We start from the raw sequence: 23197 nt of genomic DNA on the forward strand, positions 1-23197 counted from the left end.
GCCATCGGCCAGGGCCGATGATGTACCCCTCGCATGACAGCGCTGCGCGCCGCAGCGTTGTATCCTCGCGCTCCTGCCTACAAAACCAAGAACACGACCATGACCCGCTACCTGTTCACCCCGCCCGCCCCCGCCTCGCTGCCCGTCCGCGGCAGCGACGCCCGCTTTCCGGTGGGGCGCATCTTCTGTGTTGGCCGCAACTACCACGCCCACGCCATCGAGATGGGCGCGCCGGTGGACAAGGCCACCATGCAGCCCTTCTATTTCATCAAGGACGCCGCCTCCCTCCTGGAATCCGGCGCCACCCTCCCCTACCCGCCCGGCACCTGCGACCTGCAGCACGAGATGGAGCTGGTGGTGGCGATCGGCGCCGCGGGCTTCCGCGTCTCGGAGGCCGAGGCCGAGCACCTCGTGTGGGGCTACGCCTGCGGCCTCGACATGACCCGCCGCGACCTGCAGCTCGTTGCCCGCCAGGCCGGCCGCCCGTGGGACCTGGCCAAGAACTTCGAACACGCCGCGGTGCTGTCGGAGATCACGCCCAAGGCCGGGCCCGACGTGCTGCAGGCAGGTGCCATCACGCTGCAGGTCAATGGCCTGACCCGTCAGAGCGGCAATCTGGCGCAGCTGATCTGGAGCATCCCGGAACTCATCGCCGACCTCTCGCGCTTCTACCACCTGCAGCCGGGCGACCTGATCTTCACCGGCACCCCGGAGGGCGTCAGCGCCGTCGTGCCGGGCGACCGGCTCAGCGGCAGCATCGAGGGCGTGGGCGAGCTCACCCTCACGATCGGCGAAGGCGAATAGGCACCCCCTCCACACGGCAGTGGATTCCTTCTTCACTCGGGTGAACTTCTTCTTCACCCGGGTGAATTCCTTCTTCACCGGGGTGAACTCCTTCTTCACCCGAGTGCATTCCTTCTACACCGCCGTGCAATCGTCCTGCACACGCATGTTTGCCGATCCAGCCCGTTCGGGATGGAGGCCATCGCAGCGAGCATGGGATGTCGAATTACGCCGCGCTGATCCGGCCCACCAGGCATCGGCTTTCCGCCGATTACCTGCCTGCCCCATGCCCTGCCACCACCTCGGCCCGCAGCCTGTGCCGCCACGTGATCAGCAAGCCGACGAAGCCCGCCAGCACCACGCCCTCCAGCAGCAGGGTGTAGCGTGCCCCCAGCCAGGCCGCGGCGAGGCCGGCGACGAGCCCGCCGAGGGCGTCGAAGCCGAAGCGGGTGGATGAGAAGAAGGACACCACGCGCCCGCGCAGGGCCTCCGGCGCCATGCTCTGCAGCAGCATGTTGATCGCCACGTTGACGGTGGAGATGCCGAAGCCCAACCCCGCCATCGCCACCAGCGCCAGGGGCATCCAGCCGGCCAGCGCGAAAGCCGCCACCGACACCGCGCTGATGGCGCTGCCCACCACCACGGTGCCGGCCAGCGCGCCGTGGCCGCGCTGGTGGGCCAGGAACACCGTGCCCAGGAAGGCGCCGCAGCCCGCCGCGCCCCAGATCACCCCGAGGGTGCCGGCGTCGCCGCCGAAGATGTCCCGCGCAAACACCGGCAGCAGCACCGCGTAGGCCGACGCAGTGAGGTTCACCATCGCGAGGGTGAGGATCAGGGTGCGCACCGGCCAGGTGTGGCGCACATAGGCCACGCCCTCCTTGAACACCTCGCCCATCGAGCCGGTGGCGCGCGCGGGCGGGCGGCTCTCAATGCGCAGCAGGCCGATCACCAGGGCCACGAAGGACAAACCATTGATCGCGAAGCACAGGGCCTCGGAGGTGAGCCCCAGCAGCAGGCCCGCCAGCGGCGGCCCGATGAAGCGGCTGGCGTTGAAGAGCATGGCGTTGAGGGCCAGGGCGTTTGGGAGATCCTCGCTGCGCCCGACAAAGCTGTTGATGAGCGACTGGCGCAACGGCGTGTCAAAGCTGTTGAGCACCCCCAGGGCGAGGGACATGCCGATGATCAGCCCGGTGCCGATGAGCTCCGTCCAGGTGAGGATGGCCAGCGCGAAGGCCTGCAGCGCGAGGAGCGCCTGCACGCCGATAAGCCACTTCTTCTTGTCCTGACGGTCGATCCAGGCCCCCGCCAGCGGCCCCACCACGAGCTGCGGGATGAGCGCGCAGAAGGCCGTCACGCCCAACAGCGCCGACGAGCCGGTGAGCCGATAGACCAGCCACGACAGGGACACCTGCTGGATCCACGAGCCCAGGATGGACACCGCCTGCCCGGCAAAATAGAAGCGGAAGTTGCGGTGGGCGAGCGCCCGCAGGGAGGCGGGCAGGCGGGAGCTCGGGCGGGTCATCGGGGGCGTCTTCTTTCGTTGAAGGGATAAATGCAAAAAGCCAGTCAGCGTTGGGCTGACTGGCTTGACTCACGTCGTCAGGCCCCGCCATGGCGGAGCCGGCTGAGGAGAATTACAGGGGCATCACCACGTTGAGCCACAGCTTGTCGCCCTGGAAGCGGTTTTCCACCGCCATCTCGCGCTGCCACTGGGCCATGAAGGTGGTGCCGGTCTTGGTGGAGTACTTGACGCTCGGGCCGATGGCGAAGACCTGACCCTTGTTGCCACCCTGGAAGTTGGCACCGTTGAGGCGGTCGTTGGTCATCTGCTTGAGGTAGTAGCCGGCGAGGCCGACGCCCCAGTCACCAAACTTCTTGCCGACCAGGTAGTCCATGTGGAACTCGTCGCCCGACTTGACGTTGGTGTCGCCGTTCTTCTGCTTCATGTTGTACATGAACTTGCCGGTGACTTCCCAGTTGCCCTTGGGCAGCCAGGTGACGGCATACACGGCCTCGTAGGAGACGTAGTTGGAGCCGATGCTGGTGCGCGGGTCGTTCTTGTCGTAGGCGCCGGTCGGCAGGAAGACGTCGAGGGCGGCGATGGTGTGCAGCTCGGGGCTGTGGTGCCAGCCGATCGCCACCGGGGTGAAGAACATGTCGCCGATGCCGCTCTTGCTGGCGCGGCCGCCCAGCGGGGCGATGCTCAGGCTCTGGTTGACCACCGGCAGGAAGGCCTGCACGGCGTAGTCGCCGCCGAGGATCTTGATGTTGGTGACGTAGATGAAGCGCAGCACGTCGAAGTTCACGTCGGCACGCGCGCCGACACCACCGGGCTTGGCGTCGTGGCCCTTGTCGTCCTGCAGCTTGCCGCCGTAGTGGCCCAGATAGTTCTTGAAGTAGAAGCCGGCCGGCGGCAGCGCGCCCGCCATCCAGTTCTCGGCGCCCGGCGCGGACTGGTCACCGCCTTCCTTGGCCTGGGCGGCACCGGCAGCCAGGAACAGGCCGCCGACGATGAGTGCAATGGCTGATTTTTTCATGTATTTCCCCTCCAACGGATAAAGACAAACTTGCTCTTGTTTTACTGCGGTACAACCGGCACAGCCCACCTGCAAGTTGGCGAGCCGCGCAAAACCGTGTTCAGCGGCCGATGTTCTTGGCCGTCTTGCCGCCGATGCCCCAGTTGGTCTTGGGCACCTCGGTGATCCACACCCGGGTCTTCTCAAGGGCAGTGCCGAGGGCGGTGACGAAGGCCTGGCTGACCAGCTCGATGACGGCGGCCTTCTGCTCTTCGGTGCGGCCTTCCATCATGAACATCTGGGCGAAGGGCGCGTTGGCGTCGTCGAGGGCTTCCACCAGCTCGCCGCCAATGCCGTAGTCGGTCTTCGGCAGCTCGCGCAGCCACACGCGGATGTTGGGCTTCGGCGCGCCGATGGAGTCGTGCACGGCCTGGGTGATCTTCTCGATGAGCACCCGCTTCTGCTCGGGGCTGTGGCCTTCGGTGATGTGAACCTGTGCAAACGGCATGTCGCTCTCCCTTGTCGTCAAGCTTGTGATCAAAAAAGGCGGGGCACCGCAGCGCCCCGCCCGATGCCTTAGGCCACTCAGGCCATCAGGCCGCGAGCCTTGGCCATGGTGATGGCCGTGTCTTCGATCATGTCTTCCTGGCCGCCGACCATGCCGCGACGGCCGAGCTCGACGAGGATGTCACGGGCCGGCACGCCGTACTTGGCGGAGGCACGCTTGGCGAACAGCAGGAAGGAGCCATAAACGCCGGCGTAGCCGAGGGTGAGCGCGTCGCGGTCGATGCGGATCGGGAAGTCCATCATCGGGACGACCAGGTCTTCGGCCACGTCGGTGATCTTGGCCACGTCCACGCCGGTCTCGATGCCCATCAGGGTGCACACCGCGATCAGCACTTCCATCGGGGTGTTGCCGGCACCGGCGCCCAGGCCAGCGGCGGCGGCGTCGATGCGGGTGGCGCCCACTTCGATGGCGGCGATGCTGTTGGCGACGCCCATGGCCAGGTTGTGGTGGCCGTGGAAGCCGAGCTCGGTCTCGGGCTTGAGGGCTTCACGCACGGCGCCCAGGCGGGCCTTGACGCCGTCGGGCAGCAGGTGGCCGGCGGAGTCGGTGACGTAGATGCAGTTGGCGCCGTAGCCTTCCATCAGCTTGGCCTGCTTGACCAGCCCTTCGGGGCTGTTCATGTGGCTCATCATCAGGAAGCCGACGGTGTCCATGTCCATCTTGCGGGCCATCGTGATGTGCTGTTCGGACACATCGGCCTCGGTGCAGTGGGTGGCCACGCGGATGGTGTTGACGCCCAGCTCGCGAGCCATCTTGAGGTGGTCGACGGTGCCGATACCGGGCAGCAGCAGCGCAGAGACCTTGGCCTGCTTCATCAGCGGGATGACGGTGGAGAGGTATTCCTCGTCGGTGTGGGCCGGGAAGCCGTAGTTCACCGAGGAGCCGCCCAGGCCGTCACCGTGGGTGACTTCGATCAGGGGCACGCCGGCTTCGTCGAGGCCGGTGGCGATCTGCTTCATCTGCTCGAGGGACATGAGGTGGCGCTTGGGGTGCATCCCGTCGCGCAGGGTCATGTCGTGGACAGTGATTTTCTTGCCTTTGAGTTCCATGTCCGGTTCCTTAAGCAGCAGTGGGTTTCAGGGTCAGGCGGCCGGCGATCATCTCTTCGGCAAACATTTCGGCGGTGCGGGCGCCGGCGGCGGTCATGATGTCCAGGTTGCCGGCGTACTTGGGCAGGTAGTCGCCCAGGCCTTCGACTTCCAGGAAGACCGAGACGCGGTTGCCGTCGAACACGGGGCCGTTAACCAGGCGGTAGCCCGGCACGTACTTCTGGACCTCCTTGATCATCGCGTGGATGGACTCGGTGATCTTGGCCTGGTCGGGCTCGCCCTCGACGAGGCAGTGCACGGTGTCGCGCATGATCAGCGGGGGTTCGGCCGGGTTGATGATGATGATGGCCTTGCCCTTTTCAGCGCCGCCGACCTTCTCGACCGCGCTGGCGGTGGTGCGGGTGAATTCGTCGATGTTCTTGCGCGTGCCGGGGCCGGCAGACTTGGACGACACGGTGGCGACGATCTCGCCGTACACGACCTTCTGCACGCGGGACACGGCGGCGACCATCGGGATGGTGGCCTGGCCACCGCAGGTGACCATGTTGACGTTCATCTCGCCCTTGCCCACGTGCTGGAGCAGGTTGACCGGCGGCACGCAGAAGGGGCCGATGGCGGCCGGGGTGAGGTCGATCATCAGCACGCCCAGCTCGTTGAGCTTGCGGCTGTTCTCGGCGTGCACGTAGGCGGAGGTTGCATCGAAGGCGATCTGGACGCCGTCGGCCAGCACGTGGGGCAACAGGCCATCGACGCCTTCGGCGGTGGTCTTCAGGCCCATCTCGCGGGCGCGCTTGAGGCCGTCGGATTCAGGGTCGATGCCGACCATCCACACCGGCTCGAGGACCGGGCTGCGCTGGAGCTTGGCCAGCAGGTCGGTGCCGATGTTGCCGGGACCGATCAGAGCGCATTTGATTTTTTTGCTCATGTCTTGGGGTTCTTCCTTGTGAATCGCTGGGGTTAGACCATGCTGCGGACAACGCCGCCTTCAACCCGGAGGGCTGCGCCATGGGTGGCTGAGGATAGCGGACTGCAGACATAGGTGACCATGGCAGCGACCTCGGCGGGGTCGATGAGGCGCTTGATGATCGAGGTCGGCCGGGCATTCGCAAAGAAGGCCCGTTCGGCCTCCTCCACGGACACGCCCTGTTCTTCGGCCAGTCGGGCGAAGAACGTCGCGACACCTTCGGTACGGGTCGGGCCGGGCAATACGGAATTTACGGTGACGCCGGAGCCCACGCAGGTCTCGGCGATGCCGCGGGCCACGGACAACTGGGCAGACTTGCTCATGCCGTAGTGCACCATCTCGGCCGGCGGGCAGATGCCCGACTCGCTGGAGATGAACACCACGCGGCCCCAGTTGCGCTGCTTCATGGCCGGCAGGTAGTGGCGGGTCAGGCGGACGCCGCTCATCACGTTGGTTTCGAAGAAGTGGAACCACTCCTCGTCGGGGATCTCCTCGAAGGGCTTCGGGTCGAAGATGCCCATGTTGTTCACGAGGATGTCCGCATCCGGGCAGGCCTTCACGAACTGCTCACAGCCGGTGGCGGCGCCGAGGTCGGCCGCCACGCCACGCAGCTTGGCGCCGGGAACGGCTTGCTCGAGGCGCTCAAGGGCGGCGGCGACGCCGGCACGGCCTCGCCCGTTGATGATCACTTCGGCGCCCTCGGCGGCGAGGCTCTGCGCGATGGCAAAGCCAATGCCCGAGGTGGAACCGGTGACGAGGGCACGCTTGCCGCTAAGTTGAAGATCCATGGCCGTCCTTGTGTGGGTGCGGGGTCTGCTTATTCGGCGCCGATCGCGTCGAGCGCGGCGCGGGCGCAGATCTCGTCCTGCTCTTCGGAGGCGCCCGACACGCCGATGCCGCCGATCAGCTCGCCATTCACGCGCAGCGGCAGGCCACCGCCGAACACCACCAGGCGCGGGCGGGCCGAGAAGCCGAACTTCATGCCGTCATCGTGACCGATGAGCTTCATCCAGTCTTTGGTGGAGAAGCCGAAGCCAGCCGCGGTGTAGGCCTTGTCGATGGCAATATCGATGGACTGCACGAAGGCGCCGGGCATGCGCAGGAAGCCGGACAGGTTGCCGCCGCTGTCGGCCACGGCCACGTTGATCTTCACCCCCAGCTCGGCCGCTTTCGCAACGGCAGCCTCAAGGGCCACGCTGACAGCCTCGGCGGAGACCACGGATTGGGGCACTGCGACAGTCGAAACAGGCTTCTGGCTCATGTTGGGTTCCCGCAAGAGTTATATAAGACTTTAAAGTTGGCTAACAATATTGTCTTCTTTTATCGACGTCAATATATTTTCTCGAGATTTTAATTTAGCACCGTCAATATCGCACTTCGGCTAAAATCAGGACCTGCGTTCGTGCCCGACCGGCGGACGTGGTCACGAGAAACATCACGATGAACGATATAGCAGCCCTTCCTGATATTGCCGGCAGCCAGCCGGATGAACCCAAGACCCTCGCCGAAGCGGCCTACCGGCGGCTGCGCCGCGACATTATCGAGGGCATTCACCCGCCGGGCGAAAAACTCCGTGTCGAACATCTGAAAGACCACTACGCCGTGGGCGCAGGCACCCTGCGCGAAGCCCTGCAACTGCTCGTCACCGACGCCCTCGTGGTGGCCCAGGGGCAGCGCGGCTTTCGGGTGGCGCCGATCTCGCTGGACGACTTCGAGGACATCACCCGCACCCGCGTGCTGCTCGAAACCGAAGCCCTGAAACAATCCATCGAATGCGGCGAAGATGCCTGGGAGGCCAACGTGGTGGCGGCGTTCCACATGCTCTCCCGGGCCGAAACCAAGCTCGAGGAAGGCAACGAGGGCAACCGGGAAGAATGGGAGCTGCGCAACCAGACCTTCCATGAGGTGCTCATCTCGGCCTCGCCGTCCCGCTGGTGCCGGCACTTCCAGAACATCCTCTACCTCCAGTCGGAGCGCTACCGTCGCCTGTCGCTGTTCCGCCAGCCCATCAGCCGCGACGTGCACTCCGAACACCAGGCCATCCTCGACGCCGTGCTGGCCCGTGACGTGGAAGCGGCGACGAGCATCCTGACCGAACACATCCTGCGCACCCTCGAAGCCGTGCGGCAGATTCCGTCCGACGTGCTCTCCTGAACACCCGCAGCGCCGGCGGTTCTGCCCGGCTGCTCAAACTGACAAGAACAAACACGACAACGGAACGGCAAGCCGTTCCGTTGTCGCTCATGCCACTACCAGCAACCTCAGGACACGACGGTCAGGAAGCGCTCGTTCAGCTTGCGGTCGTGGTAGAAGATGCCGGGGCCGACCTCGTCCCAGGTCCAGGTGATGGCCTTGTAGTCGGGGTAGGTGTCGTAGCCGCCGCAGAAGGTTTCGAAGCGGTTGCCGGACGGGTCGAAGGCGTAGATCGTGGTGCCGCGGGTGATGCCGTGACGCGTGGGGCCGATGTCGATGGAGATCTTGTTCATCGACATGAGGTCGGCGGCGCGCAGCACACGCTCCCAGCTATCGAGCTTGAAGGCGACGTGGTGCAGCTTGCCCGGCTCGCCATGGCGCACGAAGGCGATGTCGTGGGCCTTGGTGGAGCACGACAGCCAGATGGCCAGGTCGGTCTTGCCATCTTCCAGCAGCACGTGTTCAACCAGGAAGAAGCCCAGCACCTTCTCGAAGATCTCCTGAACCTTCTCGATGTCCGGGCCGTACAGCAGGCAGTGGTCCATGCGGCTCGGGGCGATGCCGTGCTCGGCAGCGGGAATCCAGGGGTTCGGGTTGACGTAGGGCTGGCCGTTGCCCACGTCGGTCTTCTCGGCGTAGAGCTCGATGAAGTGGCCGGACGGGATCTTGAAGCGCACGCGCTCGCCGGTTTCGAGCATCTCACCGGCGGGAATGCGCTCGGTGGTGAGGCCGAAGGCCTGGAGGTCGCCGTCGAGCTTCTCGAGGGTGGCCTTGTCGGCAACCTTGAAGGCGAAGAAATCGATGCCGGCCTGCTCGGCCTCACGGATCAGGACGCTGTTGTGATCGCGCTCGTCCCAGGCCTTGAAATACACGCGGCCCTGGTCGTCACGGCCGGTTTCGACCAGACCCAGGGTGTTCTTGTAAAAGTTGATGCCTTCTTCCAGATCCAGGACGCGCAGCGAAATGTGGCCGGGACGCAGAACACCAGTCATTGCCATAAGAATCTCCTCCAAGTGTGCCTCCCCGGTTAGGCCCGGATGAGGCTGGTTTTTGGTCGCAAAACTAAAAACTGCGGCGCAAAGAATATCGATTTATTCCCGACAAAACTTAATAATCTCGATATTTCTTGACAATAATCAAGCGCGCGGATGCGCCCACCCTCTCAAGGAAACGCAGGGCCGCCCCACGTTTCCTTGACCCCCACGGGAGAGGGCTGGGCGGAGCCCGGCCCTGGGGGCGCTCAGCAGGCGGGCGTCATCGCTCAAACCCGCTTGAACAGGGGGCTGCGGACCTGCTGCGCATCGGCTGCCGAGAAGAATTTCTCGGTGTAGATGTCGTTCTCGAACAGCCGGCCCTGCATGAGCGTGGTGATGCAAGCGTCGATCATCACCGGGGGCCCGCACAGGTAGGCCTTGTTGTTGCGGAAGTCGTTGTCGAAGTGCGCCTTCGCTGCGTCATGCACGTAGCCGCGGAAGCCCGTCCAGTCGGAATCGGCCGGCTCGTCGGACAGCGCCGGGACGTAAGTGAAGTTGGGGTGCTTCTCGGCGAGCGCCACGAATTCTTCGTGGTAGTAGAGCTCGTTGCGGGTGCGCTGACCATAGACCAGGGTGATCGGCAGCGTGCTGCCCTCTTCGAGCAGATCGAGGATCATCGAACGTGGGCTCGACAGGCCCGAGCCGCCTGCCATGAAGATGGACGCCGAGTTGGCCGACTTGCGCACGAAGAAGCGGCCATAGGGGCCGGAGATCTTGATGCGGTCGCCCGCCTTGAGCTGTTCGTGGAGGTAGGTGGTGCCCACGCCGCCCGGGACGATGCGAATGTTGAGCTCAACCTCGCGGCCGGTGGACGGCACGTTGGCGAGCGAGAAGGCACGGCTGATGTTGAGGCTGGGAAGGTGAACGTTGACGTACTGGCCAGCCTGAAAATGAATCGCCTCGTCGAGCTCGATGAAGATCGCCTTGATGGTCGGCGTCAGCGTTTCGATGCGCGACACCGTGCCGGGGAAATCCCGCACCGGGATGGATTCGGCATCCGGCTCTTCGTCGATTTCGGCCTCGATGGTCACGTCGCTCTGCAGGCGGGCACAGCAGGCCAGGGTCTTGCCCTCGTCCCGCTCGAAGTCCATCAGCGCGAAGCTGGAGGCCTCACCGTGATCCACCTCGCCGTCGGTCACGACCACCTTGCAGGTGGCGCACAGGCCGTGGCAGCACGCGTGGGGCAGCCAGATGCCGGCGCGCAGGGCGGCGTCGAGAATCGTCTGGTCGTCCTCGACTTCGATCGTCTGGCCGATCGGTTCAATGGTCAGTTCGTAGGTCATGCTTTGTTATCCGTTCTCGGTCTGGCGAACTACTGGCTCGGCGCAGGGCGGCCCGCCACGGCGGGCCGCCCGTTTACAACGGGTTCAGCTGAAGGAACCCTTGATGCCGGTCAGGCCCGGCGTGCGTAAGCGGATCACGTCCTTGTGCTTCAGACCGTTCTCGGCCAGGGACTTCTCCACGTCCGGCTGCCAGGGCTGGCCCGACTTCAGCCACTCGACCTTCGACCAGTCGATCTGGGCGAAATCCGGGTGGTAGCCGAAGACGCCCGGCAGCACGCCGGCGATGATGTCGCCGAAGCGCATCGCCGGCGGGAACGGGAAGGCGAAGGGGGCGCAGAACAGCAGATGGTCTTCCCAGCCGATGTAGAGCAGTTGGTTGCCGTGGAACTTGTCCACGGAGTCTGCGGGGGCAAATTGGTATTCCTTGACGGCAGCTACAGCCATGTCTTGTCTCCAGTTATTGGCGCACGAACCGCGGGCCGGTGATGGGCCCGCGGCCGAGGGCATCAGATGTTCTTGGTGGCCTGACCGTGCCAGGCTTCGAAGTTCTTCTGGTCTTCCGAACCTTCGAAATCGAGGTTGTCGCGGCCGTGCTCGAGGTGGTAGTACTTCAGCACCGCAGCCAGCGGGTCGAAGCCCTCGACCGTCGGATCGGTGCCCTCGGGGAAGCAGTTGCCCTGGTAGATCTGGTGCACCGGCAGCCAGGCCTGGACGTACTTCTCGGGCTCGTCTTCGAAGATCTTTTTGCAGTGATCCGAACAGAAGTGGTACTTGTCTTCCTTGTAGTCGACTTCGCGGTAGCAGATCTTGGTGGGGTCACCCGGCTCGGTGAACACCAGCGGGATCTGGCAGGTCTGGCACAGCATGGGCAGCGTCTTGTTATAGAAGCGGTTGCCCTTGGCGGCTTGCTCGCGCCAGAACTCGTAGCGCGGGCGGTAGTGCTTGTCGAAGCTGTTCGGGTACTTCGCCGACAGCCAGGCCATTTCGTCCTCGTCCGGCATCCAGCTGTGGAAGTTGGTGGCGGCACCGTAGTTGTAGAAGGTGCTCCAGGCCTGGTGCGACAGGTGGTCTTTTTCGAGGGCGATCTGGGCGGCACAGTCGGGCATCTTGATGCCGTAGCGGGCCAGATCCTTGAACAGCGCGCCACCGTTCTGCTCGAAGTAAACCTCCCAGGCCTCCTTCCAGCTCATCGTGCGCTTGGGCAGCATGTAGTCCATCATCATCGCGACGAGGGTCAGCACGCGGTAGCCGCGCCAGGTCCACTTGTCGATCCAGCGCTGCACGATGGGCACGTTGGCCGGGTCTTGCTGCAGGATGAACTTGATGACTTCGAGGCCCAGGGTCATGTGGCGGGCTTCGTCGGACTGGGCCGAGAAACCGAAGGTCATGGTGCCCATGTCGCCGTTGTAGGCCGCGCCGGAAACGAAGGGCACGAACAGCAGGTTGGTCAGCACGTACTCGAACGAGAAGCCGATCGACACCATGAACTCGAACGGGCCGGCGGTGATGGCGTCGTCGAAGAAGCTCTTCGGCACCGACAGGAACCACACGCGGTCGTGGGCATGATGGAAGTCATGCATGCCGTTGTAGTACTTGTTGTAGTTCGAGACGGCGTGGACCTGGGTCTGGGCGTGACGGATCTCGTCGAGGGACTGCATCAGGCAGGCGACGCGCGGGCCGGGGCCGGGGAACTGGCGGCCGGCGTGGGCGAAGCCGCGGTGCGCCACATATTCGAGCGGGCTGATGCCGCTGATGAACAGCTTGACGGTGTTCAGGTAGCGGGCGTCGGTGACGTTGAGGTGGCCGTTGCTCTGGACGTAGGCGTCGAGCACCGAGTAGAGCTTGCGCTCCTTCTCGGACTGGTACTTCCAGTAGGCGTCCATGGTCAGGCGGAACGGGTCTTCCCACTTGTCCCAGTCGTGGATCTTGATCCCCTCGTAGGCGATGTACGGGTAGATGTCTTCCATCTTCTGGTAAGACGGCTTCCAGTCGAGGCCGCGCGTCATCACCGCGTAGCGCTCTTTCAGGCCGAGTTTTTTCTTGGCGACTTGCATGTCCATTTTTTTGTCTCCTTTGGGGCTCTCAGGCGTTCCAGAAAAGGGTCATTTCGTCATCGGTCTGGTCGAGGTTGCCAGACATGGTGATCATGTGGATCTGCATTTCCTGCAGATCGTAGGGGCGGCCGATCAGCTCTTCGATGGTTTCGCGACGCACGACCAGCTTGCCTTCGGCGTCGATCTTGACCATGGCCGGCTGCTCGTTGGCGACGGCATGGGGGTTGTCCTGGAGGATGGCGTCGACGATCTGACGGGTATCTTCGTTGGTCTGCAGTGCGATGAATACGGTGGACATCAGGATTCCCTTACAGAGCCACGCCGGCCTTGGCCATGCGGGCGTTAAATTGCTGGACGACTTCACCCACCAGCTCATCGGTACGATCGCCCAGGGCGATGCGGGCCACCGGCACCAGCGCGGCAGCGGCGCGGTCACGCCACTCGGTGATCCACTTGGTCAGGATGGCCTTGTTTTCGTCGGACTCGGCGGCGGCCGTCTTGACGGTCGCGTCGGCCCACTTCTTGGTTTCGGCGAACCAGTCGGTCATGAACTGGGTGAGCATGGCCACCGAGGTGCCGCCCTTGGCCGAGAGCACATCGTCGATGATGGTTTCGTACACCAGCGGGTAGAGCAGGCCGTCAAGCACGACGTTCTGGACGACGAACAGCTCGAACGGGTCCTTGAGCACCATGCTGTCTTCGACGAAACGGCGCAGGCCCTGCCAGGTGTCGTCTTCCATCCAGGCCGTCTTGGCCTCGTCGAGCACATCGACACCACCCAGCAGCAGGCCGACGCGGGTGAGGTACTGGGCGATGCCCAGCTGGTCCATCGAGTGGTAGATGTGCGGCTGCGAGAAACCCGTGCCGTAGCCGTACGCGCAGACTGCCGCGTTGTTCATGTTGGAGCCCCAGGCCACGTGACGCAGCGGCACCAGCAGCTTCAGCACGGTGTCACGCACCTCTTCGGGCAGGTTGGCAGCGAGGCCGCGGCTCTCGACGAAGTCGAAGTTGGCCTCGGCGGTGTCCTGCTGCTTGGCCCGGGCCATCGTGTAGGCGCCGTAGTAGAACTGGCGCGGATCCTTGAAGGAATACCAGTCGGCCATCTTGATGACCGTGCGTGCACGGTCGTAGATCAGGTGATCAGGATCCCAGGTCGGCCGATAGTGGTAGTTGGCTTCCTGCTGCATGTCCAGGGTGCCTTCCTGGTAACGCGTGGCAGGCTTGTCCGCGCCGATACGGCGGGCGATGTTGTCGAAGGTGTGCCGCAGCGGCTTGATGGCGATGGTTTGCAGGTCGATTTGCATCTATTTCTCCTCCTTGTTGTGTCGAATCCGGGCTTGCGCCGGAGTTGTCAGCGAAAGCGCTGGTGGGTCGCCTCGTGCAGCGTCCAGTTGAAGTCTCCATCCCCCTCTTCATCCGGGCGCGTGCCTTCCAGAAGGACCACCCGGTTCATCCGGCAAAAGTCTTCGTAGGCGGCCTCGGGCAGCAGCATCTCAACGAAGATCGTCGGATCGGAAATGGAAAACTCGAACTCCACCAACCCGTCCGGTCGCCTTTCAACGAGTCGGACATACTTGCGATTCATGTCTACCGGTTTCTCTGTCGGCTCGCTCATTACTTCCTCTGTCTGGTCGGGGAACTGCACCTTTCCTATATCAAGCGACGTGCCAGGTTCGACAAGAAATTGATTTAGAACAAAAATTTATTTTCCGATAAAAATTTTCGAGAAAAACCCTGATGCGGGCTCAACCAATTGATGAATTGCTGCAATGCAACTTGATGTTCTGGTTAATAGGCTCATAAGTAGAATTTAGCCCCACCGAATCCGCCCTTGAACAGCACGGACCGCCAGAGACAAGGCCTGCGCAGCGGTTCGCGCTCCGCATCGATGCACACCCCGTCACCTGCTCCATCGCCCCACCGCTCGTACTACGCATATTTCATACCTGCCGCCTGCGCGACCACCGGCCTGGCCGACGGGCACCGACGCCCCGCCGTTGCCACAAGTCACCCCGACATCCCTGGAGCGGCGGGAGAGACGGGGCTTTCCCCGCCAGATATTGGCTCCGGGAGACGGGCGCCCAAGCCGGGCGCACAAAAAAAGGCCGCCACGAAAACGTGGCGGCCAAAAAAACCGGGGAGCCTGACAGGAGGGAGGGATCTGCCAGCTTGATGCTCCCGGTCGCAAAAACTAAAAACCCGAACTGCGCTACAAAAAACCACTCACGGCTTGGGCAACTTCTCCGGACACGGCCCGGTCACACCTCCGAAGGCCTTGATCATCTTGCCCTGGACTTCCAGCCGGATCTCGCTGCGCGGATAGACCCGGCAGGCCAGCACGATGCCCTGGGCGATCTCTTCGGCGCTCACATAGGAGCGGCTCATCTTGCGCGCCTCGTACTCGCCGGAAATGATCTGCACCTTGCACACCCCGCAGCCACCACCACGGCAGCCGACCGGAATGCCCCGCCGGCCCAGGGCCTCCATGCCCCGCAACAAATCCTGATCGGAGGCGCAGAGGTAGGTTTCAGCGCTGTTTTCGATATGAACCAAAAATTTTTCTGCCATTTCTCCCCTCCCCCCATGCGGACACTCTTGTCGGTGAACCTGCAAGGTCGAGATTTCTTCACCGTTTTCTCGAGATTTTGTATTATTATCGTAGTTAAGCAATAACACAAGCTTATTTATTCATAAGCCGAGGCTATGCACTGAGCCCTTCGAAGCGGGTCGGTGCGCGTGGTATAAAAGCACACAACCGCTGCCCCGGCCGATCTTGCCGGTCATCACAACTTCTACCGAGCAGCGGAGAAGACCGGAGGAGAGAACGTGAGCACCACCCGATACCCGCCGGATAGCGACCTGCGCAATCTCGTTCGCTTTTGCGCCGACAAGGGGCTGATCTGGCTCGACGAAAACCGCATGCTCCTGATGCACACCGCCGCCCTGTCGGCCCTGCGCAAGGAGCTCATCGACTCGGTAGGCATCGATCAGGCCCGCCGCATACTCACCCGGATGGGCTACGCCTCGGGCACCCGTGACGCGGAACTCGCCAAAAAGGTGAGGTTCGGGCGCAGCGAGCAGGATGCCTTCGTCGCCGGCCCCCAGCTGCACATGCTCGAAGGCAGCGTGATCGTCACCCCGGTCAAGATCGAGATGGATGTGCCGAGCGGGCATTTCAGTGGCGAATTCCTGTGGGACAACTCCTACGAAGCCGAAGTCCACGTCCGCGAATACGGCCAGACCCACGACTCCGTCTGCTGGATGCAGATCGGCTACGCCTCGGGTTACACCTCGGCCTTCATGGGGCGCTTCATCCTGTTCAAGGAAGTCGAGTGCGCCGCCACCGGGCGCAACCAGTGCCGCATCGTCGGCAAGCCGGTCGAAGAGTGGCCCGACGCCCACGAACTAACCCCCTACTACGAAGCCGACTCCATCCTCAACCACATGCTCGAATTGCGCGGCCAGGTGGACGCCTTGCGCGCCTCCATCGAAGGTAGCCGGCAACCCCAGAACCTCATCGGCTCATCGCCGGGCTTTCGCCGCGCCTATTCGCTGATCGACAAGGCCGCGGTAACCCAGGTCACCGTCCTGCTGCTGGGAGAGACCGGCGTCGGCAAGGAGCGTTTCGCGCGCGCCCTCCACGACATGAGCCGACGCTCGGCAAACCCCTTCGTCGCCGTCAACTGCGCCGCCCTGCCCCACGAGCTGATCGAATCCGAGCTCTTCGGCGTCGAGAAAGGCGCCTTCACTGGCGCCCACGCGTCGCGGATGGGCAAGTTCGAGCGGGCCGAGGGCGGCACCCTCTTCCTCGACGAAGTCGGCGAGCTCCCCCTCTCCGCCCAGGCCAAGCTGCTGCGCGTTTTGCAGGAGGGCGAGATCGAGCGCCTCGGTGACGAACGGGTCCGCAAGATCAATGTGCGCCTCGTCGCTGCCACCAACGTCGACCTGCAGGCCGCCGTCAAGGCCGGGCGTTTCCGCAGCGACCTGTTCTACCGGCTCAACGTTTACCCGGTCACCATCCCGCCCCTGCGCGAGCGCCTCACCGACATCCCGCCGATGGTCGAGGCGATGCTGCACCGCTTCAGCGCACTCCACGACAAACATGTCGCCGGCGTCACCGACAAGGCCATGCGCGCCCTCAAGTCTTACGCCTGGCCGGGCAACATCCGCGAACTCGAGAACATCATCGAACGGGGGATCATCCTCACCCCCCAGAACGACTGGATAGAAATCGAACACCTCTTCGCCGAGAGCTATGACAACGACGACGCCGAGCACTTCGTCGATGCCGCCGGCAGCCTGGCCGACGCCGAGGTCGTGCTCGGCAATCTGTGCTCCCGGGTGATCGAGTCCGGGGTCGGTCTCGACGCCCTCGAGGAAGCCCTGATCCAGCATGCGGTGCGCGAATCCGGTGGCAACCTGTCGCGCGCGGCGCGCCTCCTGCGCATCACCCGACCCCAGCTCAACTACCGTCTCAAGAAGCAAAGCAGCGGCCAATGAATCCACTCGGCGGCAAGGGCTGATTGCGGGCCCGGGCGACTGTTGCTGCAGCGCAACAATTCGTATTGCACACGTCAAATTTTTGATCTGCAATGCTTCATGCACCAAAGCGGTGTGCTATCTTTTTGAGGTGAGATATCGATGAGTCGCTGATCGACGTCATCTCTAAACAAACTTCTAAGACCCAAGTGCGGAGGAACGGATATATGGCAACCAAGAACGAACAGCAACTCAACGAAATCCAGAAGAAGAACCTCGAAGCCGCCATGCGTCTGGCCCAGCTCTCCATCGAGAACTCCCAGCGCATCATGGAACTGCAGGTTGGCACCGCCAAGTCCCTGTTTGAAGAGGGCGTCGCCAACGCCAAGGCCCTCTCCTCCGTCAAGGACCCGGCCGAAGCCATGAACCTGCGCACCGCCTACGCCCAGAGCACCACCGAGAAGATGCTGTCCTGTGCCCGCGAGATCGCCGAGATCACCGCCAAGACCCAGGCCGAAGTCGGCAAGATGGTCAGCGAGCAGCTCACCGGCGGCGGCGCCGACATGTTCGAATCGATCCAGAAGATGTTCAAGGGCATGCCCGTCGGCGACCACAACGCCCTCGGCACCATCCAGGGCGCCATGGACACCGCCCGCGCTGCCTACGAGCAGATGACCAAGGCCTCCACCGAAGCCTTCCAGGCCTTCACCAAGATGGGTGGCAAGAAGTAATCGGGTTTCACCGCTGCTTCAAGACGGCGCCTTCGGGCGCCGTTTTTTTTGGTCCGTGCCGTGCGCCATGCCAGCTCGGTAAATCGATCTCGACGGGCGTCCACCGAGCGCCAGCCTTAATCAAACCGTCACCTGCAGCCCCCATCATCGCGCCCCATTCGAAGCCCACCGGAGATCTGCAGCATGACCATGACGTCCAATGCCGTCGAGAACACCTCGCCCATGAACGACGGCGACAGCACCAACCCGTCCGCCAACCCCCACATCGACGACATCATCGCCGTGCGCATGAGCCGCCGTGGCGTGCTGAAGGGCGGCATCGCCGTCACCGCCACCACCCTCCTCGGCGGCAGCCTCAGCGCCTGTGGCGGCAGCTCCAGCACCAAGGACAGCGCCCTCGCCCTCAACTTCGACGCCGTCGCCAAGAACAAGAACGACATCGTCACCGTGCCGGCCGGCTACGAGGTCAGCATCCTCCACGCCCTCGGTGACCCGCTCACCAGCACCGACGCCGTCTGGGCCGATAACGGCAGCGAATCCGCCGACTCCTACAACAACCGCATCGGCGATGGCCACGACGGCATGCACTTCTTCGGCATGTCCGATGCCGGCGCCTTCCAGGCCAACCGCTCCGACCGCGGCCTGATCTGCGTGAACCACGAATACGTCGTCGGCCCCTTCGCGCTGCACCCCGCCGGCCGCACCGTGGTGAACAACGTCCGCACCGTGGCCGCCGAGGTCGACAAGGAAATCAACGCCCACGGCGTCAGCGTCGCCGAGATCCGCCGCGGCGCCAGCGGCACCGCGATGAGCATGGTGCGCGGCTCCACCTACAACCGCCGCATCACCTCCGCCACCCCGATGGCCTTCAGTGGCCCGGCCCGCGGCAACAGCCTGGTGCAGACCAAGTTCTCCCCCGCCGGCACCGACACCCGCGGCACCAACAACAACTGCGGCAACGGCTACACTCCGTGGGGCACCTACCTCACCTGCGAAGAGAACTTCACCAATGTGATCGCCCGCGCTGCCGGCGACAACGCCCTGCGCAGCGCCAAGGAAGTCGTCGGCCTCAACCGCTACGGCATGACCCAGGGCCGCCGCAGCCCCTATCTGTGGGACACCGCCGGCAGCGACGACCTCTATGCCCGCTGGAGCGCCTCCGTCACCGGCGCCAGCGCCACCGCCGACTACCGCAACATCTTCAACACCTTCGGCTGGATCGTCGAGATCGACCCCTTCGCCCCCACCTCCACCCCGCTCAAGCACAGCGCCCTCGGCCGCTTCGCCCACGAAGGCTGCTGGCCCTGCAAGGCCGTCGCCGGTAAGCCGGTCGTCTTCTACATGGGTGACGACTCGCGCAACGAATACATCTACAAGTTCGTCTCGAAGGCCCTGTGGGACGCCGCCGACGTGGGCAAGGGCCATGTCGCCGGCCAGAAGTACATGGGCGAAGGCACCCTCTACGTCGCCAAGTTCAACGCCGACGGCTCCGGCACCTGGGTCGAGCTCACCCACGGCAAGAACGGCCTCGACGCCAGCAACGCCACCTACGCCTTCGCCGACCAGGCCGACGTGGTCGTCCATGCCCGCCTGGCCGGTGACGTGGTCGGCGCCACCAAGATGGACCGCCCCGAGTGGGGCGCGGTGAACCCGATCAATGGCGAGGTCTACATGACCCTCACCAACAACAGCAACCGGGTTTCCCCCACCGCCACGCCCACCGGCAGCCAGCTCAAGCCCGACACCGCCAACCCCCGTTACTACGAAGATCTCAAGAACGGCACCACCAGCCAGAAGGGCAACCCCAACGGCCACATCATCCGCTGGCGCGAAACCGGCAACGACCCGGCCGCCACCACCTTCGCCTGGGACATCTACCTGTTTGCCGCCGAAGCCGGCGCCGCCGCCGACGTGAACCTCTCCGGCCTCACCGACGTCAATGACTTCTCCAGCCCCGACGGCCTGTGGTTCGACCAGAACGGCATGCTGTGGATCCAGACCGACGACGGCGCCTACACCGACGTCACCAACTGCATGATGCTGGCCGCCATCCCCGGCAAGGTCGGCGACGGTGCCGCGGCCGTGGCCGCCGGCGGCACCCCCACCATCAAGGGTGCCAACGCCACACCCACCACCGTGCGGCGCTTCCTGGTCGGCCCCAAGGAATGCGAGATCACCGGCATCGCCATGACCCCCGACCGCAAGACGATGTTCATCAACGTCCAGCACCCGGGCGAAGACGGCAGCCTTGGCGCCATGACCAGCCACTGGCCGGCCAGCCAGACCGACGCCGCCTCCACCAAGCGCCCGCGCTCGGCCACCGTCGTCATCACCCGCAGCAACGGCGGCGAGATCGCCGTCTGACCCCACCCCGCCGGTGGCCCCAGCGCCACCGGCCCCACGAGCATCCCAAGGGTTTCTGGTCCTGTCAGTTCCCTTTTAGCGCCCGGCCTGCAACGGCCGGGCTTTTTTTGGCCTGTACATACCCTGCACATGGCGGCTCGCCCCGAAGCCGCTCCGGTTTCAGAGCTTCACGCACAAGGCAGCCCCCGCCCCCGACGTGCAGCTTCAAAGACATTTACTGGAGGCAGCCGGCGGCCCCCAAGCCTTCCAGCCAATGCCCGTGCCGCGTCCATCTGGGCCACCCCATCACCGGCAAGGAGGCGCTGGATGCACATCGGCGCCCGCCCTGTGCCCCGGGCAAGCCGGCCCGGCATGGCCCCGCTGCGGGTCTCCCCAATGCATCGCCGCCGCCCCTTTTCGCTATCATGAGCCTCCACTGTCCGAGCCCGGCCACCATGCCCCCCGCCGACCTCCCAGCGCCCGCGCCCCATACGCCCATAGAAGACCTCCAGGCCCTCATCACCGGCTGCCTCTTCGTGGCCCTCTCCATTCTCATGCTGCGGGAGAGCCGGCTGCTCACCGGCGGCACCACCGGGCTGTCCTTCCTCATCCACTACCTCTCCGGCTGGCGCCTCGGGCTCGTGATGTTCCTGGTCAACCTGCCCTTCTACGCCTTCGGGCTGGCCGCGCTGGGCAAGCGCTTCACCTTCAAGACCTTCTGCGCGGTGGGCACCCTGTCGCTGTTCACCGAGCTCATCCCCGGCCTCGTGCACTTCGATCGCCTCGACCCGGTCTTTGCCGCGGTGATGGGTGGCCTGCTGGCCGGCATCGGCATCCTCATCCTGATGCGCCACGGGGCCAGCCTTGGCGGCTCCGGCGTGCTGGCGATCTACCTCCAGAAAACCCGCGGCTGGCGCGCCGGCAGCGTGCAGATGAGCGTCGACGTGCTCATCCTCAGCCTCGGCCTGCTGGTCATCAGCCCCGGCGAGGTGGGCCTGTCCATCCTCAGCGCGGCGGCCCTCAACCTGGTGATCGGCATCAACCACCGGCCCGACCGCTACTTCGGCTTCTAGCCGCGCAACCCCGGCGCAACCGCAGCGCAACCCCGGTGCAATATTCGGCGGCTATCGTGCCCGGCGTCCCTTCACTCGACGCCGGCCCCGCCTGCCGGTGTCGCACCGCCCATGGCGTCGCCCACCGCAAGCCGTTTCGCCCCGTCTCGCCCGCTCGTCCTGCACAGCCTGATGGCACTCGTCGCGGCGCTTTTGCTGTCCGCCTGCGCCCCCCGGCAGCTCGTCATCAAACAGCTCGCCGACGAGCTGGCAGCCCAGGGCCAGTCGGCTGAAGCCGACCTAGACCTCGCCCGCGACGCCGCCCCCTTCTACCTCAAGCTCTCCGAATCCGTCCTGCGCCCCCAGCCGCAGCACGCCGGCCTCGCCGCCGCGGTGGCCGGCGGCTTCACGCAGTACGCCTACGCCTTCGTCGCCTTCGAGGCCGACCGCCTCGACGCCACCGACGCCCGCGCCGCCCAGCAGCTGCGCGCCCGCGCCGCCCGGCTCTACCAGCGCGGGCGCGACCACGCCCTGGCCGCCCTCGAGGCGCGCCAGCCGGGCTTCGCCGCCGCCCTCGCCCAGCCCGACCGCGCCCTTCGGCTGGCGGCCGACGACACCCCCCTCGCCTACTGGGCCGCCGCCGCCTGGGGCGGGCTGATCTCCCTCTCCAAGGACAGCCCCGACACGGTGGCCGACCTGCCCCTGGCCATCCGCCTCGCCGAGCTCGCCTGGCACGCCGACCCCGCTTTTGGCGACGGAAACCTGGCCAGCCTGATGGGCAGCTTCGAGGTCGCCCGCCCTGGCGGCAGCCCGGCCCGGGCCACCCGCTACTTCGACGACGCCATCCGGCTCTCCGGCGGGCGCAGCGCCGGCGCCTGGGTGGCCAAGGCCGAGGGCATCGCCCAGCCGGCCGGCGACAAGGCCGCCTTCGTCGCCCTGCTGCAGCAGGCCCTCGCCGTGCAGGACAGCCCCGCCAGCCCCCACGCCCTCGCCAACGAAGTCATGCGCCGCCGCGCCCGCTGGCTGCTGGGCAACGCCGACGACCTCTTCTGAATCCGCCCTCCAGGACTCCTCCATGCTCCGCATCGGCACCTTCTTCACCGCCCACCGCATCAGCCTGCTCGGCCTGCTGTTCAGCCTGGCCGTGGGCCTCATCGCCGCCGGCCAGGCCCAGGCCGCCCCCGGCCAGCTCCGCATCGGCACCCTCGCCCCCAAGAACTCGCTCTACCACCGCCAGCTGATGGAGGTGGGCGAAGCCTGGCGCAGCGCCCAGGGCGAGGGCGCCAAGTACCTGGTCTACCCCGATGGCAGCCAGGGCGGCGAGACCGACATGGCCCGCCGCATGCGCATCGGCCAGCTCCAGGGCGCGCTGCTGTCGGTGGTCGGCCTGCGGGAGATCGAGCCCTCCATCTCGGCGCTGCAGAACATGCCCCTGCTGTTTCGCAGCTGGGACGAGGTGGACTACGTACGCGAGAAGATGCGCCCCGCGATCGAGAAGAAATTTCTCGACAAGGGCTTCGTGGTGCTCGCCTGGGGCGACGCCGGCTGGGTGCGCTTCTTCTCCAAGGAGCCCGCGGTGCGCCCAGACGACTACCGCAAGATGAAGTTCTTCGCCTGGGCCGGCGAGAGCGAGCAGCAGGACATCATGAAGAGCCTCGGCTACACCCCGGTGCCGCTGGAAACCAGCGACATCCTGCCCTCGATCCAGACCGGCATGATCAGCGCCGTCCCGGCCACCCCCTACTTCGCGCTGGCCAGCCAGGTGTACGCCACCGCCGGCCACATGCTCGACATCAACTGGGCCCCCATCGTCGGGGCGCTGGTGGTCACCAAAAAGAGCTGGGACGAGATGAGCCCCGCCGCCCGCGACGCGCTGAAGGCCGCCGGCACCCGCGCCGGCCTGCAGATGCGCACCCAGGCCCGCAAGGAGGTGGACGAGGCCGTCGCCGCCATGAAGAAGCGCGGCCTGCAGGTGCACACCCCGAACCCCGAGCAGATGAAGGAATGGAACACCCTCGCCGAGCAGCTCTACCCCCGCATCCGCGGCAAGATGGTGCCCGCCGAAACCTTCGACGAAGTGATGAAGCTGCTCAAGGACTATCGCGCCGGCAAGCGCTGAACCCCGCATGGGCGACTCCACCCAAGAGA

23 protein-coding genes are annotated in these 23197 nt (G+C 65.0%); 8 read left to right on the top strand and 15 right to left on the bottom strand.

Features of this window, described 5'->3' with window-relative positions:
- Positions 1–99 precede the first annotated feature (99 nt).
- On the top strand, positions 100–804 hold the full coding sequence (locus ZRA01_RS05350) for a fumarylacetoacetate hydrolase family protein (protein WP_141350037.1): 705 nt from the start codon (positions 100–102) through the stop codon (positions 802–804).
- A gap of 250 nt (positions 805–1054) precedes the next feature.
- Here ZRA01_RS05350 and ZRA01_RS05355 read toward each other — a convergent pair whose 3' ends face one another.
- The 7 genes from ZRA01_RS05355 to ZRA01_RS05390 form a co-directional block, all read right to left on the bottom strand.
- A complete protein-coding gene (locus ZRA01_RS05355; RefSeq protein WP_141350039.1) occupies positions 1055–2305 on the bottom strand; it encodes an MFS transporter in 1251 nt (416 codons plus the stop codon).
- Positions 2306–2417: 112 nt separating this feature from the next.
- A complete protein-coding gene (locus tag ZRA01_RS05360; protein ID WP_141350040.1) occupies positions 2418–3320 on the bottom strand; it encodes a SphA family protein in 903 nt (300 codons plus the stop codon).
- A 100-nt stretch (positions 3321–3420) separates the two neighbouring features.
- On the bottom strand, positions 3421–3840 hold the full coding sequence (thmT, locus tag ZRA01_RS20945; protein ID WP_307724338.1) for a 2-hydroxymuconate tautomerase: 420 nt from the start codon (positions 3838–3840) through the stop codon (positions 3421–3423).
- A gap of 44 nt (positions 3841–3884) precedes the next feature.
- Positions 3885–4916, bottom strand: coding sequence for a 4-hydroxy-2-oxovalerate aldolase (dmpG, locus tag ZRA01_RS05375; protein ID WP_141350042.1), 1032 nt, complete (start codon positions 4914–4916; stop codon positions 3885–3887).
- Between the two features lie 10 nt (positions 4917–4926).
- Positions 4927–5841 (bottom strand): acetaldehyde dehydrogenase (acetylating), encoded by a 915-nt coding sequence (locus ZRA01_RS05380; protein WP_141350044.1) that lies wholly within the window; start codon positions 5839–5841, stop codon positions 4927–4929.
- A 32-nt stretch (positions 5842–5873) separates the two neighbouring features.
- On the bottom strand, positions 5874–6668 hold the full coding sequence (locus tag ZRA01_RS05385) for an SDR family NAD(P)-dependent oxidoreductase (RefSeq protein ID WP_141350046.1): 795 nt from the start codon (positions 6666–6668) through the stop codon (positions 5874–5876).
- Between the two features lie 29 nt (positions 6669–6697).
- Positions 6698–7141, bottom strand: a complete 444-nt coding sequence (locus tag ZRA01_RS05390; RefSeq protein ID WP_141350048.1) for a GlcG/HbpS family heme-binding protein — start codon at positions 7139–7141, stop codon at positions 6698–6700.
- A gap of 179 nt (positions 7142–7320) precedes the next feature.
- Here ZRA01_RS05390 and ZRA01_RS05395 point away from each other — a divergent pair, with 179 nt between their 5' ends.
- Complete coding sequence (locus ZRA01_RS05395) at positions 7321–8034, top strand: FCD domain-containing protein (RefSeq protein WP_141350050.1); 714 nt, start codon at positions 7321–7323, stop codon at positions 8032–8034.
- A 107-nt stretch (positions 8035–8141) separates the two neighbouring features.
- Here the strand turns inward: ZRA01_RS05395 and ZRA01_RS05400 are convergent, their stop codons facing one another.
- From ZRA01_RS05400 to ZRA01_RS05435, 8 genes are all read right to left on the bottom strand, one after another.
- A complete protein-coding gene (locus ZRA01_RS05400; protein WP_141350052.1) occupies positions 8142–9071 on the bottom strand; it encodes a catechol 2,3-dioxygenase in 930 nt (309 codons plus the stop codon).
- A 263-nt stretch (positions 9072–9334) separates the two neighbouring features.
- Entirely contained in the window at positions 9335–10390 is a 1056-nt protein-coding gene (locus tag ZRA01_RS05405; protein ID WP_141350054.1) for an NADH:ubiquinone reductase (Na(+)-transporting) subunit F, read from the bottom strand.
- A gap of 84 nt (positions 10391–10474) precedes the next feature.
- Complete coding sequence (locus ZRA01_RS05410) at positions 10475–10834, bottom strand: phenol hydroxylase subunit P4 (RefSeq protein ID WP_141350056.1); 360 nt, start codon at positions 10832–10834, stop codon at positions 10475–10477.
- A gap of 62 nt (positions 10835–10896) precedes the next feature.
- On the bottom strand, positions 10897–12450 hold the full coding sequence (locus ZRA01_RS05415) for an aromatic/alkene/methane monooxygenase hydroxylase/oxygenase subunit alpha (protein ID WP_141350058.1): 1554 nt from the start codon (positions 12448–12450) through the stop codon (positions 10897–10899).
- 22 nt (positions 12451–12472) lie between these two features.
- Positions 12473–12742 (bottom strand): MmoB/DmpM family protein, encoded by a 270-nt coding sequence (locus ZRA01_RS05420; RefSeq protein WP_141350060.1) that lies wholly within the window; start codon positions 12740–12742, stop codon positions 12473–12475.
- 10 nt (positions 12743–12752) lie between these two features.
- Entirely contained in the window at positions 12753–13748 is a 996-nt protein-coding gene (locus ZRA01_RS05425) for an aromatic/alkene monooxygenase hydroxylase subunit beta (RefSeq protein WP_141350062.1), read from the bottom strand.
- 47 nt (positions 13749–13795) lie between these two features.
- Positions 13796–14059 (bottom strand): phenol hydroxylase subunit, encoded by a 264-nt coding sequence (locus tag ZRA01_RS05430; RefSeq protein WP_141350064.1) that lies wholly within the window; start codon positions 14057–14059, stop codon positions 13796–13798.
- Between the two features lie 608 nt (positions 14060–14667).
- On the bottom strand, positions 14668–15012 hold the full coding sequence (locus ZRA01_RS05435; RefSeq protein ID WP_141350065.1) for a 2Fe-2S iron-sulfur cluster-binding protein: 345 nt from the start codon (positions 15010–15012) through the stop codon (positions 14668–14670).
- A 258-nt stretch (positions 15013–15270) separates the two neighbouring features.
- Between ZRA01_RS05435 and ZRA01_RS05440 the strand changes: the two genes are divergently transcribed.
- The 6 genes from ZRA01_RS05440 to ZRA01_RS05465 all read left to right on the top strand — a co-directional run bounded on the left by ZRA01_RS05440 (position 15271) and on the right by ZRA01_RS05465 (position 23168).
- Positions 15271–16944: a sigma-54-dependent Fis family transcriptional regulator gene (locus ZRA01_RS05440; protein WP_141350067.1), complete on the top strand. Its 1674-nt coding sequence runs from the start codon at positions 15271–15273 to the stop codon at positions 16942–16944.
- A gap of 206 nt (positions 16945–17150) precedes the next feature.
- Positions 17151–17654: a phasin family protein gene (locus ZRA01_RS05445; RefSeq protein ID WP_141350069.1), complete on the top strand. Its 504-nt coding sequence runs from the start codon at positions 17151–17153 to the stop codon at positions 17652–17654.
- Between the two features lie 183 nt (positions 17655–17837).
- Positions 17838–20018 carry a PhoX family protein gene (locus tag ZRA01_RS05450; protein WP_246093287.1) on the top strand — a complete coding sequence of 727 codons (2181 nt, stop codon included), beginning with the start codon at positions 17838–17840 and terminating at the stop codon, positions 20016–20018.
- A 434-nt stretch (positions 20019–20452) separates the two neighbouring features.
- Entirely contained in the window at positions 20453–21070 is a 618-nt protein-coding gene (locus ZRA01_RS05455; RefSeq protein ID WP_141350071.1) for a YitT family protein, read from the top strand.
- A gap of 171 nt (positions 21071–21241) precedes the next feature.
- Positions 21242–22102, top strand: coding sequence for a TRAP transporter TatT component family protein (locus ZRA01_RS05460; protein ID WP_218028657.1), 861 nt, complete (start codon positions 21242–21244; stop codon positions 22100–22102).
- 22 nt (positions 22103–22124) lie between these two features.
- Positions 22125–23168 (top strand): TRAP transporter substrate-binding protein, encoded by a 1044-nt coding sequence (locus ZRA01_RS05465; RefSeq protein WP_141350075.1) that lies wholly within the window; start codon positions 22125–22127, stop codon positions 23166–23168.
- Positions 23169–23197 lie beyond the last annotated feature (29 nt).

Source organism: Zoogloea ramigera (assembly GCF_006539865.1).
GTDB classification, from domain to species: Bacteria; Pseudomonadota; Gammaproteobacteria; order Burkholderiales; family Rhodocyclaceae; genus Zoogloea; species Zoogloea ramigera.